Raw genomic sequence first — 24,625 nt, forward strand, 5'->3', positions numbered from 1 at the left:
CCGGTTTGAAAAACCTGGAGAGTCGACCAATCAGAATTCGGTACGGACACCAAGGATCAGATTACGACCGGTTTGTGGCACGGTATCTTTCAACACCGATGTTGAAAAACGAATGTCCTGATTCAGCAAATTCTTGACCAGTGCAAACCAGGTGACGCGCGTAGATTGCAGTTTTTGTGTGTACGACAGATTGGCGTCGATCTGCGTATAGGATGGCGTGACGCTTTGTTCGAAGGACGCCAAACGATCTTGCTTGAGCGCGCGCAATACGCGCACACCGCTGGCCCACGGCCCTTGACGATAGCCGACGTCAACCCCATAGCGAGTGGCTGGTTGCAACGGCAGGCTACCCTGATTGTCCAGCTTGCCTCGCGAGGTATCGGCGAACCCGCGCACCGAAAAACCTTCGCCGCTCAGGTTATAGCTGACCTCGGCTTCGGCGCCATAAATCGTGGCGTCGCCTTGCGACCAAAAGCGCTGCAGAAACTCGCCGGCAGGATCAGGATTGCCACTGTCGTCAACCTGACCGTTGGTGCGGCCATAGACGTAGTTCTTGACCTTGTTCTGAAACAGATTGCCCTTCCAGCGCACCAACCCTTCCGTCTTTTGCAGCGTCAGCTCGGTATTATGCGAGATCTCTTTTTTCAGACTGCTATCACCGACATCGAATGTAGATGTCGACTCGTGCGGGCCGTTGGAATACAACTCTTCGACCGTGGGTGCACGCTGGGCTACGGAATAGGTCGCACCCAGTCCATAACCCGGCATGAAGCTCCACAAGGCTCCGGTAGACCATGAGAAGAGATTGAAGTCACGATTCAGTAACCCCTCCGGACGGCGTTGCACCGACTCCAGACGCAGACCCGCACTGGCCAGTACATCGCCGAATTTACGCTCTTCGACGAGAAAGCCGGCGAACGAGCTGGACTTGGTTTTGGGCGTCAGCTGCGGCGAGCCATCCGTCGCCGACAACGCCGCGTAGTTGCTTTGCTCGGTCTGGATGCCGAAGTTGCCGCGCCATCCCGCCAGCGGTTTGTGCGTCAGCTCCCAGCGAGTCTGCAATGCGCGGTTGGTAAATACGGTGTCGGCGGTGCCGTTTTCTTTTTTCTCGGTATGGGTGTAATCGGTATAGCCGAGCTTGAATTTGAACGACTCGATACCGGCGAACGGTTCCTTGATCAGGCTATCGATGTCATAACGCGTCTGGTGCAAATCGATGAAGGATTTCTCTGCCGTCGGAATCCCGTAGTGGTCGTCCAGCGACGATACCGACGCGCCGATATGGCCCCAGTTTGCGATGTAGGAACCGCCGACGCCGACGCTGCTCTCGTGCGTAAAGGAGTTCGGCAAACGGCCGGAGGCAGTGGTGGCATCACCTTGTTTGGCGTTGCCGGGGATCTTGTAGTTGTCGGTGTCGCGGTAATTACCGTCGACATGCAAACCGATCTGACCTGCGGAGCCGTCGACGCCGAAGGAGGTATTTTTCTGCCCGTCGACGGTGCCGTAGCGTGCCTCGACCTGCCCGGTCGGCTTGCCCACCAGTTCGGTCGGAATACGGTCGTTGACGACGTTGACCAGGCCGCCAATGGCGCCCGATCCGTACAACAGCGCAGCCGGGCCGCGCAGGATTTCGATCTGGCGCGCGGTCGCAGCTTCGGCGGCGACGGCGTGATCATTGGAGACAGTCGATACGTCAGCCGTTGACATGCCGTTTTGCAGCATCATCACGCGCGGACCTTCCATGCCGCGGATGATAGGACGCGAGGCGCCTGCACCGAAGCTGGAGGCAGACACACCAAGCTCGTGCGACAAGGTATCGCCGAGCGAGTTACCGAGCTTGTTGCGTAGCTCGTCGCCGGACAAAACCTTGGCCGGCGTGAGGATCTGTGCGTTTTCTTCGGAGGCAAACGGGCTGGCCGTAACGACGACTTCTTGCAATTTTTGCGCTTGCTGAACTTGTGGCGATGGATCGCTTTGTTGCGGCGCCGTTTGCGCGATAGCGGCCGTGGACATGGCGGCGAGCGCGGACAGGACGGCGCTTGCCAATAGGGTTGGCTGGACTTGCATGGTGTTCCTTGACTGACAATTGAGAGTGGAGGTTTGTCCGGACAGGTAGCTTCAGCGGCCGATGCCGCAGTTGTTGTGGCGGTAGGCTGACGGCGCTATGAGGCGTACGTATTACGATCCGGTCAAAAAATCGACGGTTTCAGTGATCAGCGCGGCGGTGCGCGGGAGAAAAAATGACAAGCAAGCGGAGCGTCCCAGGAAGCGAATGCCTGCCAAAGAGCAAGCACCTGCGCACCTGGAATCAGCGGGGGAGAAAAGAAATGGACATGAATGCCGCTTGCACTACTGGCGGCATCGTATTCGACACAGGAATGATGATGATGCTTTGGATGTTCAAGACTTTGTGTGCCGACGGCCTTGCCGGCATCGCTGCGCTGGTTGGCTGCTTCAGCCGGGTCAGCAACATCAGTAACTTCGCCGCCATCGACATAGTTGAACAAAGCGGCATTGAAAGAAGCTTCGGCAATGCGCTCCATGGCGGGTGGCCAGCCAGCATGTGCGATGCCATGCAACAAACCGAGAAATTGAGAGAACAGTAGTGTCGCCGACAGCAATAACAACAGAAGCAGCGTCGATCCGCCACGCCGTGCAGACGATGGCGTTGATGAGCGCAACGAGAATGACCGCGCGGGTGCCGATGACCATCGCACCCGCACGGATGCGCGAAGGCAGGAGGCATGCAGCAAAGAGGCGATGGCGACGGCCATAGTGGTCAGGTGTTTCGGGTAAAAACTGTTGAAGAAAAACATAGAGACAGAAAAGCGACAACGCATCCACGCGATGCCGCGACGCTGTCACACCGAGCATGTCGGCGAGCGCGAATTATATCAGCATATTGCAACACTGTTGCATTTTGAGAAGGCAAGATACTTTAGCCATGCAGCTGGGCCGCTGGAGAAGCAATGACGCAGCACATGGGTACGACCAAAGAAACAAAGGGAGAAGAAAAGGCCGAGCCGGAGAGTGGCCGCCGAAGGACGTCTGGTGATCAACGAAACATTACCGCCCGGATCAAAGACCACAGGCGCAAAGACATCACATCATGCAGCTTGCGCGGCAAGAGGAAGGTCAACAATGGAGTTGGTGAGCGGATGACGCCAGCCAGGCGGCGTCATCGCTTGGGATTGCTACTGGAGTTTAATCGCCGTACAGCTTTTGCTTCAGTTCGCGACGTTGCTGCGCTTCCAGAGACAAAGTTGCAGTCGGACGTGCCAACAGACGAGGAATGCCGATAGGCTCGCCTGTCTCTTCGCACCAACCGTATTCGCCTGCATCGATGGAGACGATGGATTGCTGCACTTTTTTGAGCAACTTGCGTTCGCGGTCGCGGGTGCGCAATTCCAGCGCATGCTCTTCCTCGATGGTCGCGCGATCAGCAGGATCGGGAACCAACACGGTTTCACGCAAATGTTCAGTGGTTTCGCCTGCGTTCTTGAGCAGGTCTTTTTCCAGCTGTTGCAAACGGGCCTTGAAGAAAGCAAGTTGCGCTTCGTTCATGTAGTCCTTCTCGCCCATCTTGAGGATTTGTTCCTCAGTGAGCAAGGTTTGCGTATCAGGGGTAGTTTTGGGAGTTTTAGTTGCCACTTCGCTTACTTTCAATACTACGGGTTTTTCAATTTTATCCTTTAATCCGGCGCTTGCTTCCTTGTTTGCTGCCTTGGTTGCTACTTCTGCGCGGGCTTTGTTGCCGCCTGCACTGATGCCGGATTTGGTCGCTTTTGAATCCACTTCCCTTGCTGCCGATGGTACTGCCTTCTTGGGCGTGCTATCGATTGCCTCGCCTGCGCTCTTCCCTGTGCCGGGCTTCGCCGACGCTGGTGCCGTTTTTTTAACGGTCAGGGATTTTACTACAACAACATTGCCTGTCGACGAAGTTGTGTTTTTCTTCGGCGCCACTGCAGTTTTTGCTGCTGTTACCGTGCTTTTTTGGGTCTTGCTGCCCGCCGGAGATGCTTTACCGGTAGCGGCACGGGTTTCTGTCTTTTTTACCGGCGTTGCCGCCCTGCTTGCCATTTTCGGAAGCGCTTTAGCGACCGTTTTTGGCGTTGCAACGGCGGATTTGGCGGCAGACTTGGCAGCGGCTGGACCGACTACGGCCACTCTGCTCGCACCGGAGGTACTTTTCTTGACGGTTTTCTTTGCGATGACGCCCATAGACTTCCCTCTCCCAGTTACCCGGTCTGCGGTAGATCAGTTGCCGTCTCCGGCTCGCAACGCCTATAAATGCAAAACCAATACAGTGTATACCAGAACTTGACGCATAAATAGCACTTCGCGCACCCCTTTTGCGGTGCGTCAACCATGCTGCGCGCGTTGTTGCGGGCTTTTATTGCGTGATAAAGCCGACCTTCAGGTGTGGGTGGCTCCGCAAACCGGACAAGCGGCATTGCGTGCGAAGCGGATGCTGGTCCATTCCATGCTGCGCGCGTCGAGGATTTGCAGGCGGCCGGACAACGATTCGCCAACGCCCGCCACCAATTTGAGCGCTTCAGCCGCTTGCATGGTGCCGATGATGCCGACCAGCGGCGAAAACACGCCCATGGTGGAGCATTGCACTTCTTCAAACTGCTGATCGGGGGGAAACAGGCAGGCGTAACACGGGGCATCGTCCCGGCGCGTATCGAACACGCTGATCTGGCCGTCAAAACGGATGGCGGCACCCGATACCAGCGGCACCTTGTGCTGCACGCAGGCACGATTGACGGCATGGCGAGTGGCGAAATTATCGCTGCAGTCGAGCACCACGGAAGCCTTGTTCACCAGCTCCGCCAGCCGCGCATCGCTGACGCGTTCGGCGACGGTGACGATTTCTATGTCCGGATTGATTTCTTCCAAGGCCTGCCGTCCTGATTCCACCTTAAGCTGGCCGACGCGCGTCGTAGTGTGCATGATCTGACGCTGCAGATTGGTGAGATCGACGGTGTCGTCATCCACCAGCGTGATCTTGCCCATCCCCGCCGACGCCAGATACAAGGCTGCCGGCGAACCCAGGCCGCCGGCGCCGATAACCAGTGCGTGCCCCGCCAGAAGCTTTTCCTGGCCAGCAATATCGATGTCGTCGAGAAGGATATGGCGCGAATAGCGCAGCAATTGCTGGTCGTTCATGGCGTGGCGGTGACGAAGAGTGGCGGAGCGATAAATGAAAAGAGGGCCGCATTTCTGCAGCCCTCTTAATGTAACGCAATTCCTTGCTTTGCTTCTTTTACTTCTTTTCGATCTTTTCTGCTGGAGCCTTTTCAATCTTTTCCGGCGGTGTCTTGCTGTCTTTACTATCCTTGCCGTCCTTACGGATGTCCTTCACCGGCTTGTCGTCCTTGCTGGAAGTGTCGCGAATCTCGGCCTTGACCTTCGAGACCTGAACCGGCAGTCCCTTCAGATGATTCAACGCCTGTGCCAGCTGGAAGTCTTCCTTGCTGCCGAATTCCAATGGCTTGCGTTTCTTCTCCAGCGCGATCAGACGCTCTTCTTCCTTCTCGTCGACGGTGGTGGCCTTGACTTCAGTCGGGTCCTTGTCCTTGTCGTTGATCAGATGCTTGGTCAGGTCGGCTTCACGCAGACGCAGGCCGTTGAGACCATCGCCGTCGGCGTATTCATCGACCATGATATCCGGCACGATGCCGCGCGCCTGGATCGAACGGCCATTCGGTGTGTAGTAACGCGCAGTAGTCAGCTTGACCGCGGTCTGGCGATCAGGTGGCAGCGGAATGACCGATTGCACCGAACCCTTGCCGAACGACTGCGTACCCATGATGGTGGCGCGCTTGTAGTCTTGCAACGCGCCAGCCACGATCTCGGAGGCAGAAGCCGAACCCGAATTGATCAGCACAACCATCGGCACTTTCTTGATCGCATCCGGCAAACGCGCCAGCGGATCGGTCAGCGAACCTTGTGCATATTCGTCGCGCTTGGCGGCGTAGATAACCTTGGAGCTGGCCAGTTGACCGTTAGTCGTCACGACCACGGCATCCTTGGGCAGGAAAGCGCCCGATACGCCGATCGCGCCTGGCAAGACACCACCCGGATCGTTACGCAGGTCAAGCACCAGACCCTTCAGGTTGGGTTCCTGTGCGTAGAACGCGAGGATCTTCTTGGCCATGTCGTCGACGGTCGGTTCCTGGAATTGCGTCACGCGCAACCAGGCGTAGCCAGGCTCGATCACCTTCGACTTCACGCTTTGCATGCGGATTTCCTGGCGCATGATGGTCACGATGATCGGACGGTCTTCGTCCTTGCGGGCAATCGTCAGCGTGATCTTGGTATTGGGTTCGCCGCGCATTTTCTTGACGGCTTCATCCAGCGTCAGGCCCTTGACCGGTGTCGCGTCAAGACGGGTGATCAGATCGCCCGCCTTGATGCCTGCACGGTAGGCAGGAGAATCTTCGATCGGCGAGATCACTTTGACATAGCCGTCTTCCATACCGACTTCGATACCCAGGCCGACAAACTTGCCCATGGTGCTTTCGCGCAGTTCTTTGAAAGCCTTCTTGTCGAGGTAAGCGGAATGCGGGTCGAGCGAGGCGACCATGCCGGAAATTGCTTCCGTCAGCAGCTTCTTGTCTTCGACAGGTTCAACATAGTTGGACTTGATCATCCCGAACACGTCGGTCAGCTGCCGGACCTCTTCCAGCGGCAGCGGCTCTGCTCCGCTCTTCTGTGCGATGGCGTCCAACTGCATCGAAGCCGCCACACCTGCAATCATGCCCAGACCGATAAGACCGATATTCTTGAGTTTGCTGCCCATGTTTCACCTAGTAGTTACCCAGCCGAGTGGGTCGAAAGCGCGGCCCTGATGCCGCATTTCAAAGTATAAACCCGATTGCTCATTGCCGCCGCTATTACCTGCGCTGGCGATGACATCCCCGGTTTTGACGAGATCCCCTGCCCGTTTCAAGACGGACTGATTATTGCCATAAATGGTCATGTACTGATTGCCGTGATCGACGATGATCAGGTTGCCGAAACCGCGCAACCAATCCGCATAGACCACCCGCCCTGCCGCCACGGCCTTGACTTCCGTACCTTCCGGCGCACGGATGAAGAGCCCCTTCCAGCTTGGCCCGTCGCCGCGTTTGCCACCGAACTTGGCGAGCAGATCGCCGCGCACCGGCAGACGCAGCTGGCCGCGCAGGCTGGCGAACGGTTTACCAAAATTTTCTTCCGGCGACGGCGTCGCATCGTTCCTGCCCAATGATTGCGGCGCTTCGTCGTCGTCAATTGCGTCGGACGGCGCGGGCTTGCTCTTGGTTCCCGGCGCAGCCTTCGCTTGCTGGGCTACGCGCTTGTCATGTTCGGCCTTGGCTTTGGCCAATTGTTCCTGACGACGTTTTTCACGTGCGGCTGCTTCGGCCTTCTTTTGCTCTTCGATAATCTGCGCCAGCTTGTCGACCAGGCCGGACAAGCGCTGCTCGTCACGCTGAAGATTGCCGACTTCCTTGCGCTGAGACGTGAGTTTGGTCGACAACTGGGCCAACAGAGTGCTGCGTTTGGCCTTTTCTTTCTCCAGCAACTTCTTTTGCTCGTTCTCTTCCTGGGCGATTTCTTCCAGTTCAAACTTGGCGTTCTGGGTTGCAGCCTTGTTGTCCTTGATCGCCTGCAGGTTCACGCGCAGGGTTTCGATCAGACGCGCCTGCGCCTGCGAAACATAGCCCATGTACTGCAATTCGCGGTTGATGCGATTGGGATTGTCTCCCGAGAGCAGCAACTTGATGCGATCCTCGTTGCCGGCCACGTATTGCTCGCGCAACAGCTTGGACAACTGTGCCTGCTGGACGTTGACGACCCCGGACAGCTCCGACTGCTGCTTGACCAGCACACCGAGTTTCGCTTCGGTATCGGCTTGCTCCTGCGTCAGCTCACGCAAGGATCGGTTCGCCTTGGAGATGGCCTGCTCCGACTCCGCCAGCGAATCGGCTGCGTTGCCCTTGGCGGTTTCGGTCTTGTCGATGTCGCGCTTGAGATTGGCCAGTTTTTGCTGCAGGTCGGCGCGCTCTTTCTCCGCCGCCTGCTTTTGCCGGGTACGCTCGGTGACTTGTTGCGCCGAAGCGCTGGGCTGCCACAACGCCGCCGACAGGAAAACCGCAGCCACAACCGCCGAGAACGCACTCGCCGGCCGCAGCTGCCATGGCTGCTGAATGTGTTGCAGGGCTAGCTGCCTGATGTGCTGCCTGAGCATGCCGCGAAAGGTAGTTATTTCGATTTCCCTTGGCTGGCGACAGCTTTCAGAGCTGCTTCGATGGCGGACTGGTCGCCAAGGTAGTAGCTCTTGATCGGCTTCAGGTCAGCGTCCAGTTCATACACCAGCGGCTGGCCGTTGGGGATGTTCAGGCCGACGATGTCGTTGTCGCTGATGCCGTCCAGATACTTGATCAAGGCGCGCAGGCTGTTGCCATGAGCCGAAATGATGATCTTCTTGCCGGCGCGGATGGCCGGAGCAATCGTGTCGTTCCAGGCCGGCAGCACACGGGCGACGGTGTCCTTGAGGCATTCCGTCAGCGGAATTTGCTCGCGCTTCAGATCGGCATAGCGCGGATCGTTGAACGACGCGCGCGGGTCGGTCGGCTCCAGCGGCAGCGGCGGCGTGTCGTAGCTGCGGCGCCAGACCAGCACTTGCTCATCGCCATACTGGGCGGCGGTTTCCGCCTTGTTCAGACCTTGCAGGGCACCGTAGTGACGCTCGTTGAGGCGCCAGTCGTGTTGCACCGGCAGATACATCAGATCCATTTCGTCCAGCGTCGTCCACAACGTACGGATGGCACGCTTGAGCACCGAGGTGTAGGCCAGATCGAAGGTGAAACCGGCTTCTTTGAGCAGCTTGCCGGCCTGTTTGGCTTCAGCCACGCCTTTTTCGGTCAGATCGACGTCAACCCAGCCGGTAAAGCGGTTGGCAAGATTCCAGGTTGACTCGCCGTGGCGCATGAAAACGATTTTGTACATAGTGAGGAACAGTCAGAAAAAGGAAGCGATGAGAAAATAGCAATTGAAGAATCAAATAGCGTGTCAGCTTCTATTTTATAATGCCGGGATTCAGTAAACCCATTGAGATCCCGTGAAATTCATCGTAGACAATATTTTCCTGATCGGCCTCGTCATCATTTCCGGTGGCGCGCTGCTCGTTCCCTTCCTGCAACAGCGCGGTAGCAAGCTGACATTGCTGCAGGCCACACAACTGATCAACACGGGTAAAACCCTGGTTCTGGACGTCCGCGACGTCGAGCAGTTCAACGCCGCTCACCTGCGCGACGCCCGCAATATCCCGCTCAAAGACCTGGCGCAACGCGTCGGCGAGCTGGACAAGTTCAAGGGCAAGAACGTTATCGTCGTCTGCCAGTCGGGTACCCAGACCGCCAAGGCGGAAGGCATCCTGAAGAAAGCCGGCTTCCCGGAAGTACACGGCCTGACCGGCGGTATCGCAGCATGGCAAGCCCAAGGTCTCCCGACCGCCAGCCAAAACAGCCCTAAGGTCGCCAAATGACAGCCCGCGTCGTCATGTACAGCACTGCCGTCTGCCCGTATTGCATGATGGCTGAGCGGCTGCTCAAGAGCAAAGGTATCGAAGACATCGAAAAGATCCGTGTCGACCTCGATCCCCAGCAACGCGACATCATGATGCAAAAGACCGGTCGCCGCACCGTGCCGCAGATCTATATCGGCGACACCCATGTCGGCGGCTTCGACGATCTGAGCGCACTGGACCGTGCGGGCGGACTCGATCCCCTGCTGCAAGCCTGATGTACTGAATCATTCCTGCATAATTGCATTAATCCAACCTGAAACGAGAGCATTCCATGGCGGAAGAGAACCAACAAGCTGAACAGCAACCTGTATTCCAGATTCAACGCGTCTACCTGAAAGACCTGTCGCTGGAGCAACCGAATTCCCCGGCGATTTTCCTGGAACAGGATGCACCGGCAATCGAAGTGTCGGTCGACGTCGGCGCCGAAGCGCTGGCTGACGGCATTTTCGAATCCACCGTCACCATCACCGTGACCGCCAAGGTCAAGGACAAGGTCGCTTTCCTGGTTGAAGGCAAGCAAGCCGGCATCTTTGAAGTGCGCAACGTTCCTGCCGAGCAACTGGATCCGCTGCTGGGCATCGGTTGCCCGAACATCATCTATCCCTACCTGCGTGCCAACATCGCCGACGTGATCACGCGCGCCGGTTTCCCGCCGATTCATCTGGCCGAAATCAATTTTGAAGTGTTCTATCAGCAACGCCTGCAAGCGCTGGCCGAGCAACAAACCGATGGCACACTGGTCACCGGTTCGACGACCGTCAACTGATTCTGCCGTACCGCTGCATTGCCATTGCGCTTGGCGTGAACGGCAATGCGGCGCGCCTCTTTTCCTGCTATTCGACGCCTTGGCGTGCCACTGTTTTTCGGCACGCGGCTTCAACCTCTACAGCGGAGCAAGTCCATGAAATTTTCCTCTCTCGTCCTATCCGCTCTCGTACTTAGTTCGGCTGCAGCAGCGCCTGCTTATGCGCTCGATTTCAAATCGGTCGGTGCCGCGCCGGCGATTCTGTACGACGCGCCATCCGAAAAAGGTCGCCGTGTCTCGATCGCGCCACGCGGCATGCCGGTGGAAGTCGTGCTGACCTATGGCGACTGGAGCAAGGTACGCGATGCCTCCGGCGCGCTGTCGTGGGTACAGTCGAAGGCCTTGGCAGCGAAGCGCAACGTCGTTGTCAGCGCGCCGAACGCCAAGATTCACGCCGCAGCTGATGAGGCCAGCGCGACCGTGTTCAGCGCCGATAAAAACGTATTGCTGGAACTGACCGACTCGACACCGGTCTCTGGTTGGGTCAAGGTCAAACATCGTGATGGCCAAAGCGGTTTCATCAAGACCGCAGAGGTATGGGGGGATTAATTCTTCCATCTTCAGTGTGTACCCTGCCGCCTCAATCTTGTTCACCGATGCCAGGCCGGGCGCATGCTCGCATGTTCAGAACTTCAGATACACACGCAGCACGCGAAGCATCATCCAGCCAGCCTCAGACATTAGTCATTAGCCATTAGCGATTGCCCTCATGAACATTTCGATACTCGGCGCAGGCGCCTGGGGTACAGCACTGGCCATCAATCTGGTGCAACGTCACAAAGTCGTCCTGTGGGGCCGCAATACCAAGGCCATGCAGGACGCCGCTGCACAGCGCGAGAACATGGACTACCTGCGCGGCTTCCACCTGCCGGAGTCGCTCAAGGTCACGGCCGATTTCGATCTTGCGGTCGGTCACGTCACACAAATCCCCGCCGACAGCCTGCTCATCGTCGCCTCGTCGGTGTCCGGCCTGCGTGCCTTGGCAGAAACCTTGCGCGACCGCGACATCCCCAACATCGTCTGGCTCTGCAAAGGTCTGGAAGAACAAACCCGCCTGCTGCCCCATCAGATCGTGCGTGAAGTCCTGGGTGACAGCGTGCCCGCCGGTGCCTTGTCGGGTCCGTCGTTCGCTCAGGAGGTTGCGCGTGGCCTGCCTTGCGCACTGACTATCGCCAGCAACGACAAGGCCTTGTGCGAGCGCGTCGTCGCAGCGGTGCATGGCGGCAATCTGCGCGTGTATTCGAGTGATGATCTGATTGGCGTGGAAATCGGCGGCGCGGTGAAAAACATTCTCGCCATCGCCACCGGCGCGGCCGACGGCCTGCAACTGGGTCTGAATGCGCGCGCAGCCCTGATTACGCGCGGTCTGGCGGAAATCAGCCGTCTCGGCATCGCGCTCGGCGGACGTGCGGAAACCTTCATGGGCTTGTCCGGCGTAGGCGACCTCATCCTCACCTGCACCGGCGATCTGTCGCGCAATCGCCGTGTCGGATTAGGACTGGCGCAAGGAAAAAAACTGGAGACGATCGTCGCCGAACTCGGTCATGTAGCCGAAGGCGTACGTTGCGCACAAGCCGTGCGCTCGCTGGCGCAAGAGTTGAACATCGACATGCCGATCACTGATGCAGTGGCTGGCGCCTTGTTCGATGGTATTTCCGTACAGGAAATGGTTGCGCAATTGCTGTCGCGCGATCCGCGCGAAGAAAACTGAAAAAAAACTAAAACCTGGAAAGCAGTAAAACAAACGCCTGCTTCAGAAATCCTCGACATCCCGGAAATACCGGACTGCACCTCTACAATCCTTGCAGTCCCGGCATCATCCTGATGCAATCAGGCCTTGCCTGACTTAGCGAGCGACGATGTCGCTTTCCATTTTGGGGCGTTTGAAACGCTTGGGCGATTCGCCCTCGACGATATCGTCGATCTGCTTCGGCAGCTTGTCATACATTGAGCAATCGTCTTCACGCTCTTTGGAGCGAAACGATTTTGCTGCCTTGCTGAAACGACCTTCCTTGGCCGCCAGCGCGTATGACTGGTGATGGCTGGCGCCGAGCTTTGTCTTTGCGTTGCGTTCGATTGCTTGCATAACTCTATCCTTACCGTCTTCTGACGTTCCTGTTCGTAACTTCCGCGCAACATTGATGGTGTGATCTGTCATCGTTGTGCGTTTGTCGCTGCGCGTTTTTGGCGCGCTGTACGTCATCTAACGCACCAAATACGATTTGGAATACGCGAAAAACGATTTTTCGTCAGGAAATAGCAAGAAAAGTAAAAGTACCGGCGTGTTTGTCGCAATGCAAAAACATGAAATATCATTTATTTTCAATAACTTACATTGCTTTCTGCGACCTGAATTTATAGAACATACGCAGTAGCAGCAAGATGGAAACAATTGTTGCAAAAAGTATCGGCTGGGCCAGCAGGTTCTTTCCCGCCTTCATCCACCAGAAGTGCAAAATGCCCAATGGCAATATCACATACATCAAACGGTGCAGCCATTGCCAGCGTTTGCCGCCCAGTCTGCGCACCATGCCGTTGGTGCTCGTTACCGCCAGCGGGATCAGCAGCACAAAAGCAATGAAACCGACCGTGATGAAAGGCCGCTTGATCACGTCCTTCCACATTTCCTCGACGTCGAAGAAATGATCGAACCAGAAAAACGTCATGAAATGCAGCACGACATAAAAAAAGGAAAATAGCCCGATCATCCTGCGCAAGCGGATCAGCCAGTTCCAGCCGGTCAGCCGGCGCAGCGGTGTGACCGCCAGCGTGATGCAGAGGAAATACAGCGTCCAGTCGCCGGTGTTGCGTGTAATGAACTCGATGGGATTGGCGCCAAGCTTGTCAAGGAAGACAAACACGGCCAGACGCAAGAATGGCAATAGCGACGCTGCAAACAATACCGCTTTGAGAATGCCGACTTGCCGGGTCGTCAGTTTGCGAATGGCGTGGATGATATTCATATCGCCACCGATGAAGTCGTCGCGCACGATAAGAGGCCGAAGCAAGGGAAAACGTCGACGTTGCAAGACAAACGCTTGATCAGCATGCGAACTCCATAAGCGGTGATAAGCAAAAACAAGGGCAAAAATCGCCGAAAAAGGCGCCAATTGCCCCTGCAGGCATCGACACCATCTTACCGAAATTCATGATTTGGATTGTCCCGGCAATTTGCGGGAGAGGATTTGCAGTGCGTCTTCGAAGTCAGACCGTCGACTCAGGCTACGGGATGCAAGCGTCCCGGTAATTCGGCCAGCTCGCGAATGACGTGCACGCCTTCCGGCAAGTCCAGAATATGATCTTCCGGCTGCAGCGCAAAAACGGTCATGCCTGCGGCTAGCCCGGCCTGGATGCCCGGCAGGCTGTCTTCAACGACCGCACAGCGGTGCGACGGCACGCCCAGACTGGCTGCCGCGTGAAGAAACAAGGTCGGATCGGGTTTCCATTTCTGGACATCGTAGGCGCTGAAAATACGGCCGGCAAAATACGACAACATGCCAGTGACCTTCAAACACAATTCAATCTTGGCCCGCGGTGCGTTGGAGGCCAGGCAAAACGGTACCGACAGCGCTTGCACCATCTCCAGGGCGCCATTGATGGGCTGCAGACGCTCGCTCAACATCTCGGTCATGACGCCACGCAACTCTTGCTCGAATACGGCCGGCAATGGGGCGCCATGCAATTCTTCGATGCGCGCCAAGCATAGCTTCATGCTGGTGCCGCGAAATTGCTGCAAGGCCTCCTGGGCAGTCAGGGTAACGCCGTAGCGCTCTACGTATTGCGACCAGGCATCGGCAACCACTACTTCGCTATCGACCAGGGTGCCGTCGCAATCGAACAGCACCAGATCGAACTCAGACCTTGCGTCTTTCTTCAAACCAAAATCCTTTTAAAGCTCGCCGTAGGAATGCAGGCCCGACAAGAACATGTTGACGCCAAGGAAGGCAAACGTGGTCACCAGCAAGCCCACCAGCGCCCACCAGGCAGCGAAGGGCCCGCGCAGGCCTTTCATCAGGCGCATGTGCAGCCACGCCGCGTAGTTGAGCCAGACGATCAGCGCCCAGGTTTCCTTCGGATCCCAGGACCAATAGCCGCCCCAGGCTTCCGCCGCCCACAATGCCCCAAGGATGGTGGCGATCGTGAAGAAAGCGAAGCCGACGGCGATGGCTTTGTACATCACGTCGTCGAGCACTTCCAGTGACGGCAGGCGATCCGCCAGATAGCCCTTGGATTTGAGCAGATAGGCCACCGCGACCATGGCCGACAAAGCGAACGTGCCGTAGCCAATGAAATTGGCCGGCACGTGAATCTTCATCCACCAGCTCTGCAGGGCCGGCACCAACGGCTGAATCTCGGCCGCGTCGCGCGACATGGTGTACCAGAACAGAAAGCCGACCGCCGCCGTAATTACCAGCAGCACAAAAGCGCCCAACTGACGGGTTTCATAACGCTCTTCGTAATACAGATAGAACAGCGCCGTGATCATGCAAAACAGAATGAACACTTCATACAGATTGGAAATCGGGATATGGCCGATATCAGCGCCGATCAGATAAGACTCGTACCAGCGCACCAGCATGCCGGTAAAACCCAGCACCACCGCCGCCCAGCAAAGCTTGGAGCCGATCGCCGAGCCGACCGGCGAACGGCCGATCAGGCCGATCCAGTAAAACAAGGTCGACAGCACGAACAAAGCGCTCATCCACAAGATCGCGGATTGGCTGGAGAGAAAGTATTTGAGGAAGAATTTCTTGTCGGCGAGCTCCAGATTGCCGCCGTACATCGCGATCGTCGACAAGGCCAGCATCGCCAGCAAGACCATCAGCCAACGCACCTGCTTCCAATGCCAGCCGAGCCAGGCAAAAGTGGGCGCTGCCAGCACCAGGACTGCCTTCTCGTAGTAGTCCATATGGTTGCCGTAGCGATTCAGCGCAAACAGCGACGCCGCAACCAATGCAGCTGCGTAAATCCAGTCCAGCACGCTGAGACGTTTAAAAAAGCCGATATCCTGCGAGTAAGCGTGGGTTTGGCTCAGTTCCATCATATTCTCCGATTTGTCTCCTGCCGCCATCCTACCCGTCTGTGGTGCGGGAGATATGTCGTTTCAGGCATAAGCGTTAAACGCAAATGCCCATAATCTCGAGCGCTAGCTTACGCCGTTTGCGCCAGCTTCGCTTTGAGTAATTCGAATTCCTTCTCGAAATCCAGCGTCTTGCGCTGCGTGCTCATCGCCATCAGCGCATGCGAACCACCTGCATCGCTCTCCTGAGGGCGAATCCACACCCAGAGGCGACGCTCCCGGATATACAGCATCGAGAACACGCCCAACACCAGAAACAGGCAACCGAGATACACCACTTTCTTGCCCGGCGAGCGCGTTACCTGGAACACCGAGGCCTTGACCTCATCGAAACTGCTCAGCTGCAGATAGACAGGCGCGTGGTAAAAACCAGCGTCCGCCATGGCGTTGATCGCCAATTGGAGAAAGCGCGCATGCTTCTCATCGGTCGCCATCGGCGGCTGACCTGATTTCTCGCGCGCCACTTGCCACAGCTCCCACATGCTGCCGTTGAGGATTTTCATGAAAATATCCGCGGCTTTCTCCTGCTCCGCAGCCGGGATCTTTTCAATGAATCGCGATACGGCGATATAACCCGACTCCTTGCCGTCGCCTGCAAAAATGCTCAGGCCGCGCAACGCCGACTGCTGCACCTGTTCGCGTAACTGGTCGGAAGCGGTGCTGGTGCCTTTCATGGCCTGGCGCGCATAGCGTGCCGCTGCTTCTTCGCGCAACGCCGGGTTGGCCAGCGCAGCGCGCAGACGCATCCATTCGTTGACGCTATCGTTCTCGTCGGCCGGGATCCGCAGATAGCGGAAGGGCTCATCCGGCATATCGCGCACACCCGCCAGGAAAACATAAGCGCCGTCGACCTGCACCGACATCATGTAGTTGAGAAACTCGCGCGCCTGCCCGGTCTTGTCGCGCAATTTATATTGCACGCTCGGTCCGACATTCTTCAGATCCTTGTTGTTGGCGTTCTTGGCACCGGAACCGAGATGCTTGTCGAATCCTGCCGCAAAGCTCTTGTTGACGTTTTTATTGACGCTGCGCACATCCTGGCTGGCGCTGTTGCTCATGTTTTCAACGTTGAAGGGACGGAAACCCGTCCATTCAACGGTGTAGTCGCTGTCCTTTCCTTTATCAGCAGAGGCCAGCGGCGTGCTGCCGTTGACTTCACCGGCGATCTGGAAGGTTTTGTCTTCGGCGCCGCTCATCGCGTGCCCGGTCAGGCGCAGCTTGCTGCCACCGTCTTCGAAGCTGGATTGATAGACCGCGACGCCGTTATAGATCAACGGCTCATTGACCTTGATCGTGGCGGAAAAGTCTTTGCCGGTAGCGTTGTCGCGTACGATCACATCGCTGGCAAACAACTTCGGCATGCCGGTCGAGTAGTAATCGATGACGAAACGTTTGAGATGGATCGTGAAGGGTAAGTCCTGAATCATCACGCCGTTTTGCTGCGGAATAATCGCCGTACTGCTGCTGGCGCCTTCCGGAATAAGCGTGTTGCCGCGGAAGGTCGGATTGCCCAATCCCAAGCGATGCTCTGCCGGGATCTGCGAGATCACGCCATTTCCGGCGAACGGCGTCTTGCCGTAAAACCATTGCTGGAAGCGAATCGGCAAGTCGGAATCGAGCAACCCGCCGATGCAAATAATGACGATGGCACTATGCGCAAAGATATAACCCCATTTGTTGGCGGCGCCTTTCTTGGCGGCGATCAGCGTCGCCCCTTCTTTCTCTACCAGTTTGACTTTATAGCCGTTGGCGCCGATGCGCTGCGCCAGTTGCTGCGCCAGCGCGGCGACCGGCGTGGCGACAGTCCATTCTGCTTTGTGGTGGAAATTCTGCAGCGATTGCTCGCGCACGTTTTCGCGCCAGCTTTTGACATCCTTGAGCATCTTGGGACCATTACGCGTAATACACAGCGAGGTCGACAGCACCAAAAATCCCATGATCAGCAGGAACCACCAGGCCGAATACACGGCATACAAACCAGCCTTGTTGAAGACTTCGAACCAGAACGGCCCGAACTGATTGACGTAGTTCGGCATCGGTTCGTTCTGCTTGAGCACGGTGCCGATGATGGCGGCGATGGCGATCAGCGTAAGCAGGCTGATCGCAAAGCGCATGGAAGAAAACAGTTCAACGACGTCGGCAAGCCATCGTTGCCGGGTTTTCAGTTGTATGCCTGCGGTACTGCCTGTCATAAGTGCTACCTTTATCGATGCTGCTTGTACAGTTTTCAGCGACTGCCCCGCGGCCCCGCGCGGAAATAAAATGAAAAAGGGGCGGCTTCTCAGCCACCCCCTCCAGTTTGTTACCAGCTAATTTTTACTTCAAACCGGCGATGTAGTCTGCTACCGCCTTGATTTCTTTATCCGACAAACGTTCCGCAATCGTGACCATTTGCGGGCTGTTGCTGCGTGTGCCGCCGCGGAAATTGGTCAGTTCGGCCACCGTGTAATCCTGATGCTGACCGGCCAGACGCGGATACTGTGCCGGGATGCCGGCGCCGTTCGGGCTGTGGCAGCCTGCGCAGGCGGGAACATTCTTGGAAGCGATGCCGCCGCGCCAGATTTGTTTGCCCAGATCCAGCGTGTCCTTGTTCTTGGCCGCACCCGGTTTCGGCGCCTGCGCATTGAGGTAGGCGGCGATGTTTTTCACGTCTTCATCCGACAAGGCCTTGGCCAGCGGCGACATGATAGGGTTGTTGCGACCGGCCGAACGGAAGTCGGTCAGCTGCTTGATGATATAAGCAGTATGCTGGCCGGCCAGACGCGGATTGGCGGTAATCGTGGAATTGCCCGCAGCGCCATGACAGGACACGCAAGCGGTGATATTTCGGGTAGTGTCGCCGTTGGTGTAAAGCGCCTCACCCTTGGCCGGATCAACCTTGGCGACGGGCTCTGGTTTCTTTTCTTCGGCTGCAAATGCTGTGGAAGATACCGCCAGCACTGCAATAAACAAGGATTTCAACAATGGTGAAAAGGCACGATTCATTCAAACACCCTGAGACTTGATTATATTAATAAATTGCCAGGTTGGCGACGATGCTTCTTTCCTTAATCTTTTCAGAAAATGCCTGAAAAGTGTTTCCTCCAGCACAACACAACAAGAGGTAACCCCTTATTGTACAATAGCTTTTCGGCATTTTTGCCCACTTTTAATGCATTCCTCCTACTATGTCCCAACTTTGGCAAGCCCGTTTCTTCACCACGGTGAATCATCTCCGTGATTTGCCAACCACTCAGGTACCCGAGATTGCCTTCGCCGGCCGCTCCAATGCCGGCAAATCTACCGCAATTAATGTGTTGTGCAATCAAAAGAAGTTGGCATTCGCTTCAAAAACGCCAGGACGGACACAGCATATCAACTATTTTTCCATCGGCGGCGCTCATGTGGCGCAGCATCGCAAAGATGAGACAAAAGTTGATGAAATCCGCGCTCTGCTGGTCGACTTGCCCGGCTATGGCTACGCCCAGGTCTCCGGCTCGGCCAAGCTGCACTGGCAGGAACTGCTCGGTGACTACGTGCGCCGCCGCGAACAGCTGGCCGCGCTGGTCATGATCATCGATTCGCGCCGACCGTTTACCGAACTCGATATTCAGATGGTTGAATGGTTTGCGCCAACCGGCAAACCCATGCATTGCATCCTGAGCAAAGCCGACAAGCTCAACCGCAATGAAGCTACCAACGCGCTGCGTCAGGCTGAGACGTTTTTGGCCAGTTATGTCGATGCAGACGGCAAGCCGTTTCCGTTCACGGCGCAATTGTTTTCGGCGCTCAAGCGTACCGGCATCGACGAAGCTTCCGACAAGATTATGGAACTGGCCGGGCTGACCGATGACGATATAGGTAGCGATGGCGAGGGCGATGGCGCAGCATCTGCGGCGGCGCATGAGACGCCGGATACCGATGCGATCGATGCTGCTGAAGGCGAGGATAAGTAAGAAAAAGGGCGATCGGGTGAAAGCCTGACGCCAGATGTAAAAATGCCCTGGAAGGGGGGAAACCGTTCCAGGGCAAAACGCCTATCGTTTGCACGATGAGCCCCGCTCAGGGAGGGAAGGGGAAGCGGGAGGCAACATACATTGCCTGCGTGTAAGAACCCCTCTCCGAAGAAAAGTTTCAAAGGCCGAATGGATTTTTTAATTATCGTCTTTTGAGTATTTTTTAATTGAATTTGTTTGAATTTGTCTGCATTTGGCGCCGCTGACAACATACCGGGTCCAAGGTAATCATCCTCCGCACCGGCATCGCCTCGGCGTCGCGTTCATGTCCTTTTTCAAGCGCTTTAGCGAGTATCAACATGTCGTCGCCTATCAAATCATCTTCCCAGTTTCCCGCCATTCGCATGCGCCGTATGCGCAAGGACGCTTTTTCGCGCGCGATGATGCAGGAAAACGTCATCACCCCGGCCGATCTGATTTATCCGGTATTCATCCAGGAAGGCCAGAACCTGCGTACCGCGGTCGGCTCCCTGCCCGGTGTTGAACGCCTGTCCATCGATCAATTGCTGCATGTCGCAGAAGACACCGTCGCGCTTGGCATTCCGGTGCTGGCCTTGTTCCCGGTCATCGATCCTTCGCTGAAAACCCCGGACGGCATCGAAGCCACCAATCCAGACGGCCTGGTGCCACGCGCCGTCGCCGCGCTGAAACAACGCTTTCCCGAACTGGGCATCCTGACCGATGTGGCACTCGATCCCTATACCTGCCACGGCCAGGACGGCGTGATGGACGACAGCGGCTACGTCCTCAATGACGAAACCACCGCCCTGCTGGTCCAGCAAGCCCTCACACAGGCGCAGGCCGGTGTCGACATCGTCGCCCCTTCGGACATGATGGACGGCCGCATCGGCGCCGTACGCAACGCGCTGGAAGCGGACAAGTTCATCTACACCCGCATCATGGCTTACTCGGCCAAATACGCCTCGGCGTTTTACGGCCCGTTCCGCGATGCAGTCGGCTCGGCCGCCAATCTCGGCAAGGGCAGCAAGAGCACCTACCAAATGGATCCGGCCAACAGCGACGAAGCGCTGCGCGAAGTCGCGCTCGATCTGGAAGAAGGCGCCGACATGGTCATGGTCAAACCCGGCATGCCTTATCTCGACATCGTGCGCCGCGTGAAGGACGAATTCAAAGTCCCGACCTTCGCCTATCAGGTCAGCGGTGAATACGCCATGATCAAAGCGGCTGCACAAAACGGCTGGCTCGATCACGACAAGGCAATGATGGAAGCGATGATGGCCTTCAAACGCGCTGGCGCCGACGGCGTACTGACTTACTTCGCCCGCGACATCGCGCGCTACCTCAAGAAATAAGCCACGCAATAACTCGCGCAGTAACGCGGGAAATAAATCTACCGGCGTCGCCACTCAGGCGACGCCTTTCTCTTTCGCACCCATCCCCTTCCACGGATTTCACCGCACCCACGCGGCATAGTTGAAATCCGGATATCCAATCTCTGAATTGGTATTTTTACAAAGTCGCCGGACTCTTTATAGTCAGCGGAATACGGAGTCCTGTCGGGCTCCGATTCTTTTGGCGGGCGCGCTTTGCATGTTCATGACAATGCCGCGCTCGCCTCTCGCTCAACAAGAAAAAAGGTCCGGGAATGACATTGCATACTCTGTTCAAGAAACTCGCGGCAGTCGCCGCGCTCACGCTTAGCGTCGCCAATATCAACATCGCTCACGCCGAAGACGTCCCGCAGGAAGTCCGCTTCGCCTGGGCTGGCGGTCCGCGCGTCTGGGTTCTCGGCAAGATCGACAAGTCCTTCGACAAATCCTTCGGCGCCCCGGTGCGCTGGATTCCCTTCGCCACCGGCGCCGACGTGCTGTCGCTGTTTGCCGCCAAAGAAATCGACATCGCACGTTTTGGCTCCAGCCCGGCCGTCGCCGGCGTCGCGCGCAAACTGCCTATTGAAATCATCAGCGTGCCCGAAGTCATCGCCACCAGCGAACGCCTGATCGGCCGCAAGAGCAAGAACATCAACAGCATCAAGGATCTCGAAGGCAAGACCGTCGCCTACCCGCCAAACTCCACTGCGCAATATGCACTGGAGCTGGCCATCAAGGTCAATCGTCTCGACAAATCCAAGATCCGCCTGGTGCCGCTGAAGCCAGCCGACCAGGTCGCCGCATGGAAGCGTGGCGACATCGACGCCGCCTATGTCTGGGGGCCGTTCACGCAACAATTCGAAGCCGATGGCGGACATGAGATTTTCGTCACCAAACAACTGCAAAAAGACGGCTTCCTGATCTACAACAACTTCGTCGTCCGCAAGGAATTCGCAGAAAAATATCCGCAGCTGGTCGTGAAATTCCTGCGTACTTACCAAGAGAAAGTCGATCAATACAAGAAGGATCCGGACGGCTCTGCGCAATTGATCGCCAAGCACCTCGACATTCCGTTTGAAACCGCGCGCAGCGTGTTGACCGGCCTGGAGTATCCGTCCAACACCGAGCAGCTGACCCCTGCGTATCTTGGCAATGGCGCGACCACCCCGACTTCCGGTATCGCCAAAGCAGCAAAAGACACCGCGAACTTCCTCGTGGAAATCGGCGATCTGCGCAAGAGCGACGTTCCGGAATCGTTTGCCACCGCGATCAATACGACCTACCTGAAGCAGGCGGTAAGCAAGTAATGCGGCACATGATTGAGCGAGAGCACGCATGAGTAACACAGTGAACACACGCTCACAGCCGGGCCTGAGCACCACGCAACGCGTTGCCGTCAGCACCGGCGCAGTTGCGCTGGTGCTGGGCGTCTGGCAGCTGTCCGGCACCCTGAAGTGGATCGATCCCTTGCTGCTGCCGCCGCCGACCGAGATCTTCCAGACGACGGTCGACATCCTCGCCGACGGCTACCGCCAGGTCTCGTTGTGGCAACACATCTGGGTCAGCGTGCTGCGCGCGACGGTGGCGTTTGCCGCCGCCATTGCAACGGGGATTCCGCTGGGACTGGCAATGGGCTTGTCGCAGCCGGTCAGCGCAGTACTGGAGCCGTTCGTGCAGTTCTTGCGACCGCTGCCGAAGATCGCGCTGATTCCCTTGACGGTGGTGTGGTTCGGCATTGATGAAGGATCCAAGTTTTTCCTCATCTATATTTCCTGCTTCCTGAGTGTCGTGGTGAGCGCCGCGGCAGCCGCAGTCGGCGTCAGCAAAAATCGCATACGCGCCGCACAGACACTCGGCGCCAACCGCTATCAGGTGTTCACGCGCGTGGTGCTGCCGAATGCCTTACCGGAAATTTTTACCGGCGTACGCTTGTCCATCGGCATCGGCTGGACTTCGCTGATCGCAGCCGAGATGGTCGCCGCCAACTCCGGTCTCGGCTGGATGGTGATCAACGCCGGTACTTATCTACGCACCGATGTCGTCATGCTCGGCATTCTGCTGCTTGGCGGCATCGGTTATTTGTTCGATCTGGCATTGGTGCTGCTGCAACGCACTTTTGTACCTTGGGCGGGACGCGACGCATGAACCAAATTGCACAATTGCCCGCACGCGTGCGGCTCGCCGGCATCAGCAAAAGTTTTGCCTCCGGCAAGCAAGCCGCCACACCGGTGCTATCCGATATCTCGCTGGAGTTGGAACAAGGCGAACTGGTCTGTCTGCTCGGCCCTTCCGGTTGCGGCAAGTCGACCATCCTCAATCTGATTGCCGGATTCGAACAAACCGACAGCGGCGCCATCCTGCTCGATGGATCGCCGGTCAACAAACCCGGGCCGGAACGCGGGGTCGTGTTTCAGCAACCGACACTGTTTCCGTGGCTGTCGGTGCTGGACAACGTGACCTTCGGCCCGCGCATGGCGGGTGTGAAAAAGTCCGTCTATCTGCCGGAAGCGGAGCGCTATCTGCGTCTGGTCGGCCTGCAGGACTTTCATCATCACATGCCGTGGCAATTGTCCGGCGGCATGCGGCAGCGGGTTGCACTCGCACGCGCCTGGCTGCCCAATCCGGAAATCCTGCTGATGGACGAGCCTTTCGGCGCGCTCGATGCTCAGACGCGTTTGATGATGCAGGAACTGCTCACCAGCGTCTGGCAAAAGACCGGCACCACGATCCTGTTCATCACCCACGATGTTGACGAGGCGCTGTTCCTCGCCGATCGCGTGCTGGTGATGTCGGCACGGCCAGGCCGCATCTGTGCGGAGTTCAAGATCCCCTTCCCGCGGCCGCGCGATGTCGAGGTGCTGGTGGCCGATGTCGGCTACGGCGCGCTCAAGCAAAAGATACTGCACATCGTGCGTGAAGAAGCGCGCAAGAGTATGACCGGCACCGCACAATGAGCACGCCTTTGCTTGGGGTGCTCGGCGGCATGGGGCCGCTGGCAGCATTGGATTTTGCGCGCAAGCTGCTTGCGTTGAATAAGGTGGAAACGGAGCAGCAGCACATACCGACACTACTATGGAACGTGCCGCAAATCCCGGATCGTCAGCTCGCCCTGTCGCGCGGCGGCCCCTCGCCTTTGCCCGCGATGCTGCAAGGCATCGCTGTGTTGAATGCTGCGGGAGCGACCCGTATTGCGATCCCCTGTAATACCGCGCATCACTGGTTCGATGAACTCGCAGCAGCGAGTACGGCACCGTTGTTTCACATCGTCGACGCGACGTTGGCACAACTGGGCGGCCAGCAGGAAATCGTCGGCTTGCTGGCGACGCGTGGTGCCTTGCAATCCCTCCTGTATCAAGACCGTTTCGACGCCTTGCGACAGCGCTACGCCGTCAATACGGAAGACGAACTCGATGAGTTGTTCATGCCCGGTTGTTATGCGATCAAGCACGGCAAGATCGTTGAAGGCGGGCGTTTGCTGGAAGCTGCCGGGAAACGCTTGCTGGCGCGTGGCGCCACGAAGCTGGTGCTTGCCTGTACGGAAATTGCCACCGGTCTGGAACGCATCAACTCTCCCCAGCTCGCGGCATCGGTCGACACTAATGAAGCGCTGGCACGCACCTGCCTGCAGTATTGGCGCGAGCAAAACACATAAGCTCTTCTGACGCCGCAAAAAAAAAGCGCACCCCGACGTGAGTCGAGATGCGCTGAAATGCATCGGCTTACGCCGACTTCTGCTCAGAAGCTCTTAACCTGCCTTTGCACCTGCTGCGACTACCGCGAGGCCATGATCCGGCGTCGGGCGGTGCTCATAATCCTCATGTACGGAAGTACATT

General features: G+C 57.2%; 25 protein-coding genes. 12 read left to right on the plus strand and 13 right to left on the minus strand.

Translation table 11 applies throughout. The features are described 5' to 3' along the window. Nucleotides 1–30: 30 nt before the first annotated feature. The 3 genes from PQR63_RS00235 to dksA all read right to left on the minus strand — a co-directional run bounded on the left by PQR63_RS00235 (nt 31) and on the right by dksA (nt 3,609). A complete protein-coding gene (locus tag PQR63_RS00235; protein WP_408164648.1) occupies nt 31–2,067 on the minus strand; it encodes a TonB-dependent receptor in 2,037 nt (678 codons plus the stop codon). 146 nt (nt 2,068–2,213) lie between these two features. Next, nucleotides 2,214–2,816 (minus strand): hypothetical protein, encoded by a 603-nt coding sequence (locus PQR63_RS00240; RefSeq protein WP_408164650.1) that lies wholly within the window; start codon nt 2,814–2,816, stop codon nt 2,214–2,216. Nucleotides 2,817–3,204: 388 nt separating this feature from the next. Further along, on the minus strand, nt 3,205–3,609 hold the full coding sequence (gene dksA / locus PQR63_RS00245) for an RNA polymerase-binding protein DksA (protein ID WP_034378678.1): 405 nt from the start codon (nt 3,607–3,609) through the stop codon (nt 3,205–3,207). Between the two features lie 22 nt (nt 3,610–3,631). On the opposite strand from dksA, the gene PQR63_RS00250 reads away from it, so the two are divergent. Next, nucleotides 3,632–4,324 carry a hypothetical protein gene (locus PQR63_RS00250; protein ID WP_408164652.1) on the plus strand — a complete coding sequence of 231 codons (693 nt, stop codon included), beginning with the start codon at nt 3,632–3,634 and terminating at the stop codon, nt 4,322–4,324. Nucleotides 4,325–4,416: 92 nt separating this feature from the next. Here PQR63_RS00250 and PQR63_RS00255 read toward each other — a convergent pair whose 3' ends face one another. The 4 genes from PQR63_RS00255 to gpmA all read right to left on the minus strand — a co-directional run bounded on the left by PQR63_RS00255 (nt 4,417) and on the right by gpmA (nt 9,000). Beyond that, nucleotides 4,417–5,172 carry a HesA/MoeB/ThiF family protein gene (locus PQR63_RS00255; RefSeq protein ID WP_408164654.1) on the minus strand — a complete coding sequence of 252 codons (756 nt, stop codon included), beginning with the start codon at nt 5,170–5,172 and terminating at the stop codon, nt 4,417–4,419. A gap of 97 nt (nt 5,173–5,269) precedes the next feature. After that, nucleotides 5,270–6,808 carry a S41 family peptidase gene (locus tag PQR63_RS00260; RefSeq protein WP_408164656.1) on the minus strand — a complete coding sequence of 513 codons (1,539 nt, stop codon included), beginning with the start codon at nt 6,806–6,808 and terminating at the stop codon, nt 5,270–5,272. 3 nt (nt 6,809–6,811) lie between these two features. Continuing rightward, the gene (locus PQR63_RS00265) at nt 6,812–8,239 is read right to left on the minus strand and encodes a murein hydrolase activator EnvC family protein (RefSeq protein WP_408164658.1); all 1,428 of its coding nucleotides are present in this window, start codon (nt 8,237–8,239) and stop codon (nt 6,812–6,814) included. 14 nt (nt 8,240–8,253) lie between these two features. Beyond that, nucleotides 8,254–9,000: a 2,3-diphosphoglycerate-dependent phosphoglycerate mutase gene (gene gpmA, locus PQR63_RS00270; protein WP_408164660.1), complete on the minus strand. Its 747-nt coding sequence runs from the start codon at nt 8,998–9,000 to the stop codon at nt 8,254–8,256. Between the two features lie 112 nt (nt 9,001–9,112). Between gpmA and PQR63_RS00275 the strand changes: the two genes are divergently transcribed. The 5 genes from PQR63_RS00275 to PQR63_RS00295 all read left to right on the plus strand — a co-directional run bounded on the left by PQR63_RS00275 (nt 9,113) and on the right by PQR63_RS00295 (nt 12,096). Then, the gene (locus PQR63_RS00275; protein WP_050479894.1) at nt 9,113–9,538 is read left to right on the plus strand and encodes a rhodanese-like domain-containing protein; all 426 of its coding nucleotides are present in this window, start codon (nt 9,113–9,115) and stop codon (nt 9,536–9,538) included. Then, on the plus strand, nt 9,535–9,795 hold the full coding sequence (gene grxC, locus PQR63_RS00280; RefSeq protein WP_094565737.1) for a glutaredoxin 3: 261 nt from the start codon (nt 9,535–9,537) through the stop codon (nt 9,793–9,795). The genes PQR63_RS00275 and grxC overlap by 4 nt, the downstream gene beginning before the upstream one ends. Nucleotides 9,796–9,851: 56 nt before the next feature. After that, nucleotides 9,852–10,346 (plus strand): protein-export chaperone SecB, encoded by a 495-nt coding sequence (gene secB, locus PQR63_RS00285; protein WP_007875372.1) that lies wholly within the window; start codon nt 9,852–9,854, stop codon nt 10,344–10,346. A 135-nt stretch (nt 10,347–10,481) separates the two neighbouring features. After that, nucleotides 10,482–10,934: an SH3 domain-containing protein gene (locus PQR63_RS00290; protein ID WP_408164663.1), complete on the plus strand. Its 453-nt coding sequence runs from the start codon at nt 10,482–10,484 to the stop codon at nt 10,932–10,934. A gap of 160 nt (nt 10,935–11,094) precedes the next feature. Next, nucleotides 11,095–12,096 (plus strand): NAD(P)H-dependent glycerol-3-phosphate dehydrogenase, encoded by a 1,002-nt coding sequence (locus PQR63_RS00295; protein WP_408164665.1) that lies wholly within the window; start codon nt 11,095–11,097, stop codon nt 12,094–12,096. Between the two features lie 135 nt (nt 12,097–12,231). Here the strand turns inward: PQR63_RS00295 and PQR63_RS00300 are convergent, their stop codons facing one another. The 6 genes from PQR63_RS00300 to PQR63_RS00325 form a co-directional block, all read right to left on the minus strand. Further along, on the minus strand, nt 12,232–12,471 hold the full coding sequence (locus PQR63_RS00300; RefSeq protein ID WP_408164667.1) for a hypothetical protein: 240 nt from the start codon (nt 12,469–12,471) through the stop codon (nt 12,232–12,234). A gap of 244 nt (nt 12,472–12,715) precedes the next feature. Continuing rightward, complete coding sequence (msrQ, locus tag PQR63_RS00305; RefSeq protein WP_408164669.1) at nt 12,716–13,348, minus strand: protein-methionine-sulfoxide reductase heme-binding subunit MsrQ; 633 nt, start codon at nt 13,346–13,348, stop codon at nt 12,716–12,718. 254 nt (nt 13,349–13,602) lie between these two features. Further along, complete coding sequence (locus tag PQR63_RS00310) at nt 13,603–14,262, minus strand: HAD family hydrolase (protein WP_408164671.1); 660 nt, start codon at nt 14,260–14,262, stop codon at nt 13,603–13,605. A 12-nt stretch (nt 14,263–14,274) separates the two neighbouring features. Beyond that, entirely contained in the window at nt 14,275–15,426 is a 1,152-nt protein-coding gene (ccsB, locus tag PQR63_RS00315; RefSeq protein ID WP_408164673.1) for a c-type cytochrome biogenesis protein CcsB, read from the minus strand. A 110-nt stretch (nt 15,427–15,536) separates the two neighbouring features. Then, the gene (locus tag PQR63_RS00320; protein ID WP_408164675.1) at nt 15,537–17,657 is read right to left on the minus strand and encodes a cytochrome c biogenesis protein ResB; all 2,121 of its coding nucleotides are present in this window, start codon (nt 17,655–17,657) and stop codon (nt 15,537–15,539) included. A gap of 124 nt (nt 17,658–17,781) precedes the next feature. After that, a complete protein-coding gene (locus PQR63_RS00325; protein ID WP_408164677.1) occupies nt 17,782–18,450 on the minus strand; it encodes a c-type cytochrome in 669 nt (222 codons plus the stop codon). A gap of 182 nt (nt 18,451–18,632) precedes the next feature. Here PQR63_RS00325 and yihA point away from each other — a divergent pair, with 182 nt between their 5' ends. The 6 genes from yihA to cuyB all read left to right on the plus strand — a co-directional run bounded on the left by yihA (nt 18,633) and on the right by cuyB (nt 24,443). Further along, nucleotides 18,633–19,400: a ribosome biogenesis GTP-binding protein YihA/YsxC gene (gene yihA / locus PQR63_RS00330; RefSeq protein ID WP_408164679.1), complete on the plus strand. Its 768-nt coding sequence runs from the start codon at nt 18,633–18,635 to the stop codon at nt 19,398–19,400. Between the two features lie 359 nt (nt 19,401–19,759). Next, the gene (gene hemB, locus PQR63_RS00335; protein ID WP_408164681.1) at nt 19,760–20,773 is read left to right on the plus strand and encodes a porphobilinogen synthase; all 1,014 of its coding nucleotides are present in this window, start codon (nt 19,760–19,762) and stop codon (nt 20,771–20,773) included. A 293-nt stretch (nt 20,774–21,066) separates the two neighbouring features. Next, nucleotides 21,067–22,098 carry a taurine ABC transporter substrate-binding protein gene (locus tag PQR63_RS00340; RefSeq protein ID WP_408164683.1) on the plus strand — a complete coding sequence of 344 codons (1,032 nt, stop codon included), beginning with the start codon at nt 21,067–21,069 and terminating at the stop codon, nt 22,096–22,098. A gap of 28 nt (nt 22,099–22,126) precedes the next feature. Further along, nucleotides 22,127–22,936: an ABC transporter permease gene (locus tag PQR63_RS00345; protein ID WP_408164685.1), complete on the plus strand. Its 810-nt coding sequence runs from the start codon at nt 22,127–22,129 to the stop codon at nt 22,934–22,936. Then, a complete protein-coding gene (locus tag PQR63_RS00350; RefSeq protein WP_408164687.1) occupies nt 22,933–23,745 on the plus strand; it encodes an ABC transporter ATP-binding protein in 813 nt (270 codons plus the stop codon). Before PQR63_RS00345 ends, PQR63_RS00350 begins: the two co-directional genes overlap by 4 nt. Continuing rightward, nucleotides 23,742–24,443, plus strand: coding sequence for a cysteate racemase (gene cuyB / locus PQR63_RS00355; RefSeq protein WP_408164689.1), 702 nt, complete (start codon nt 23,742–23,744; stop codon nt 24,441–24,443). Before PQR63_RS00350 ends, cuyB begins: the two co-directional genes overlap by 4 nt. Nucleotides 24,444–24,625: the final 182 nt, after the last annotated feature.

Origin of the sequence: Herbaspirillum rhizosphaerae (assembly GCF_046025915.1) — a bacterium.
Lineage (GTDB): Bacteria > Pseudomonadota > Gammaproteobacteria > Burkholderiales > Burkholderiaceae_D > Herbaspirillum > Herbaspirillum rhizosphaerae_A.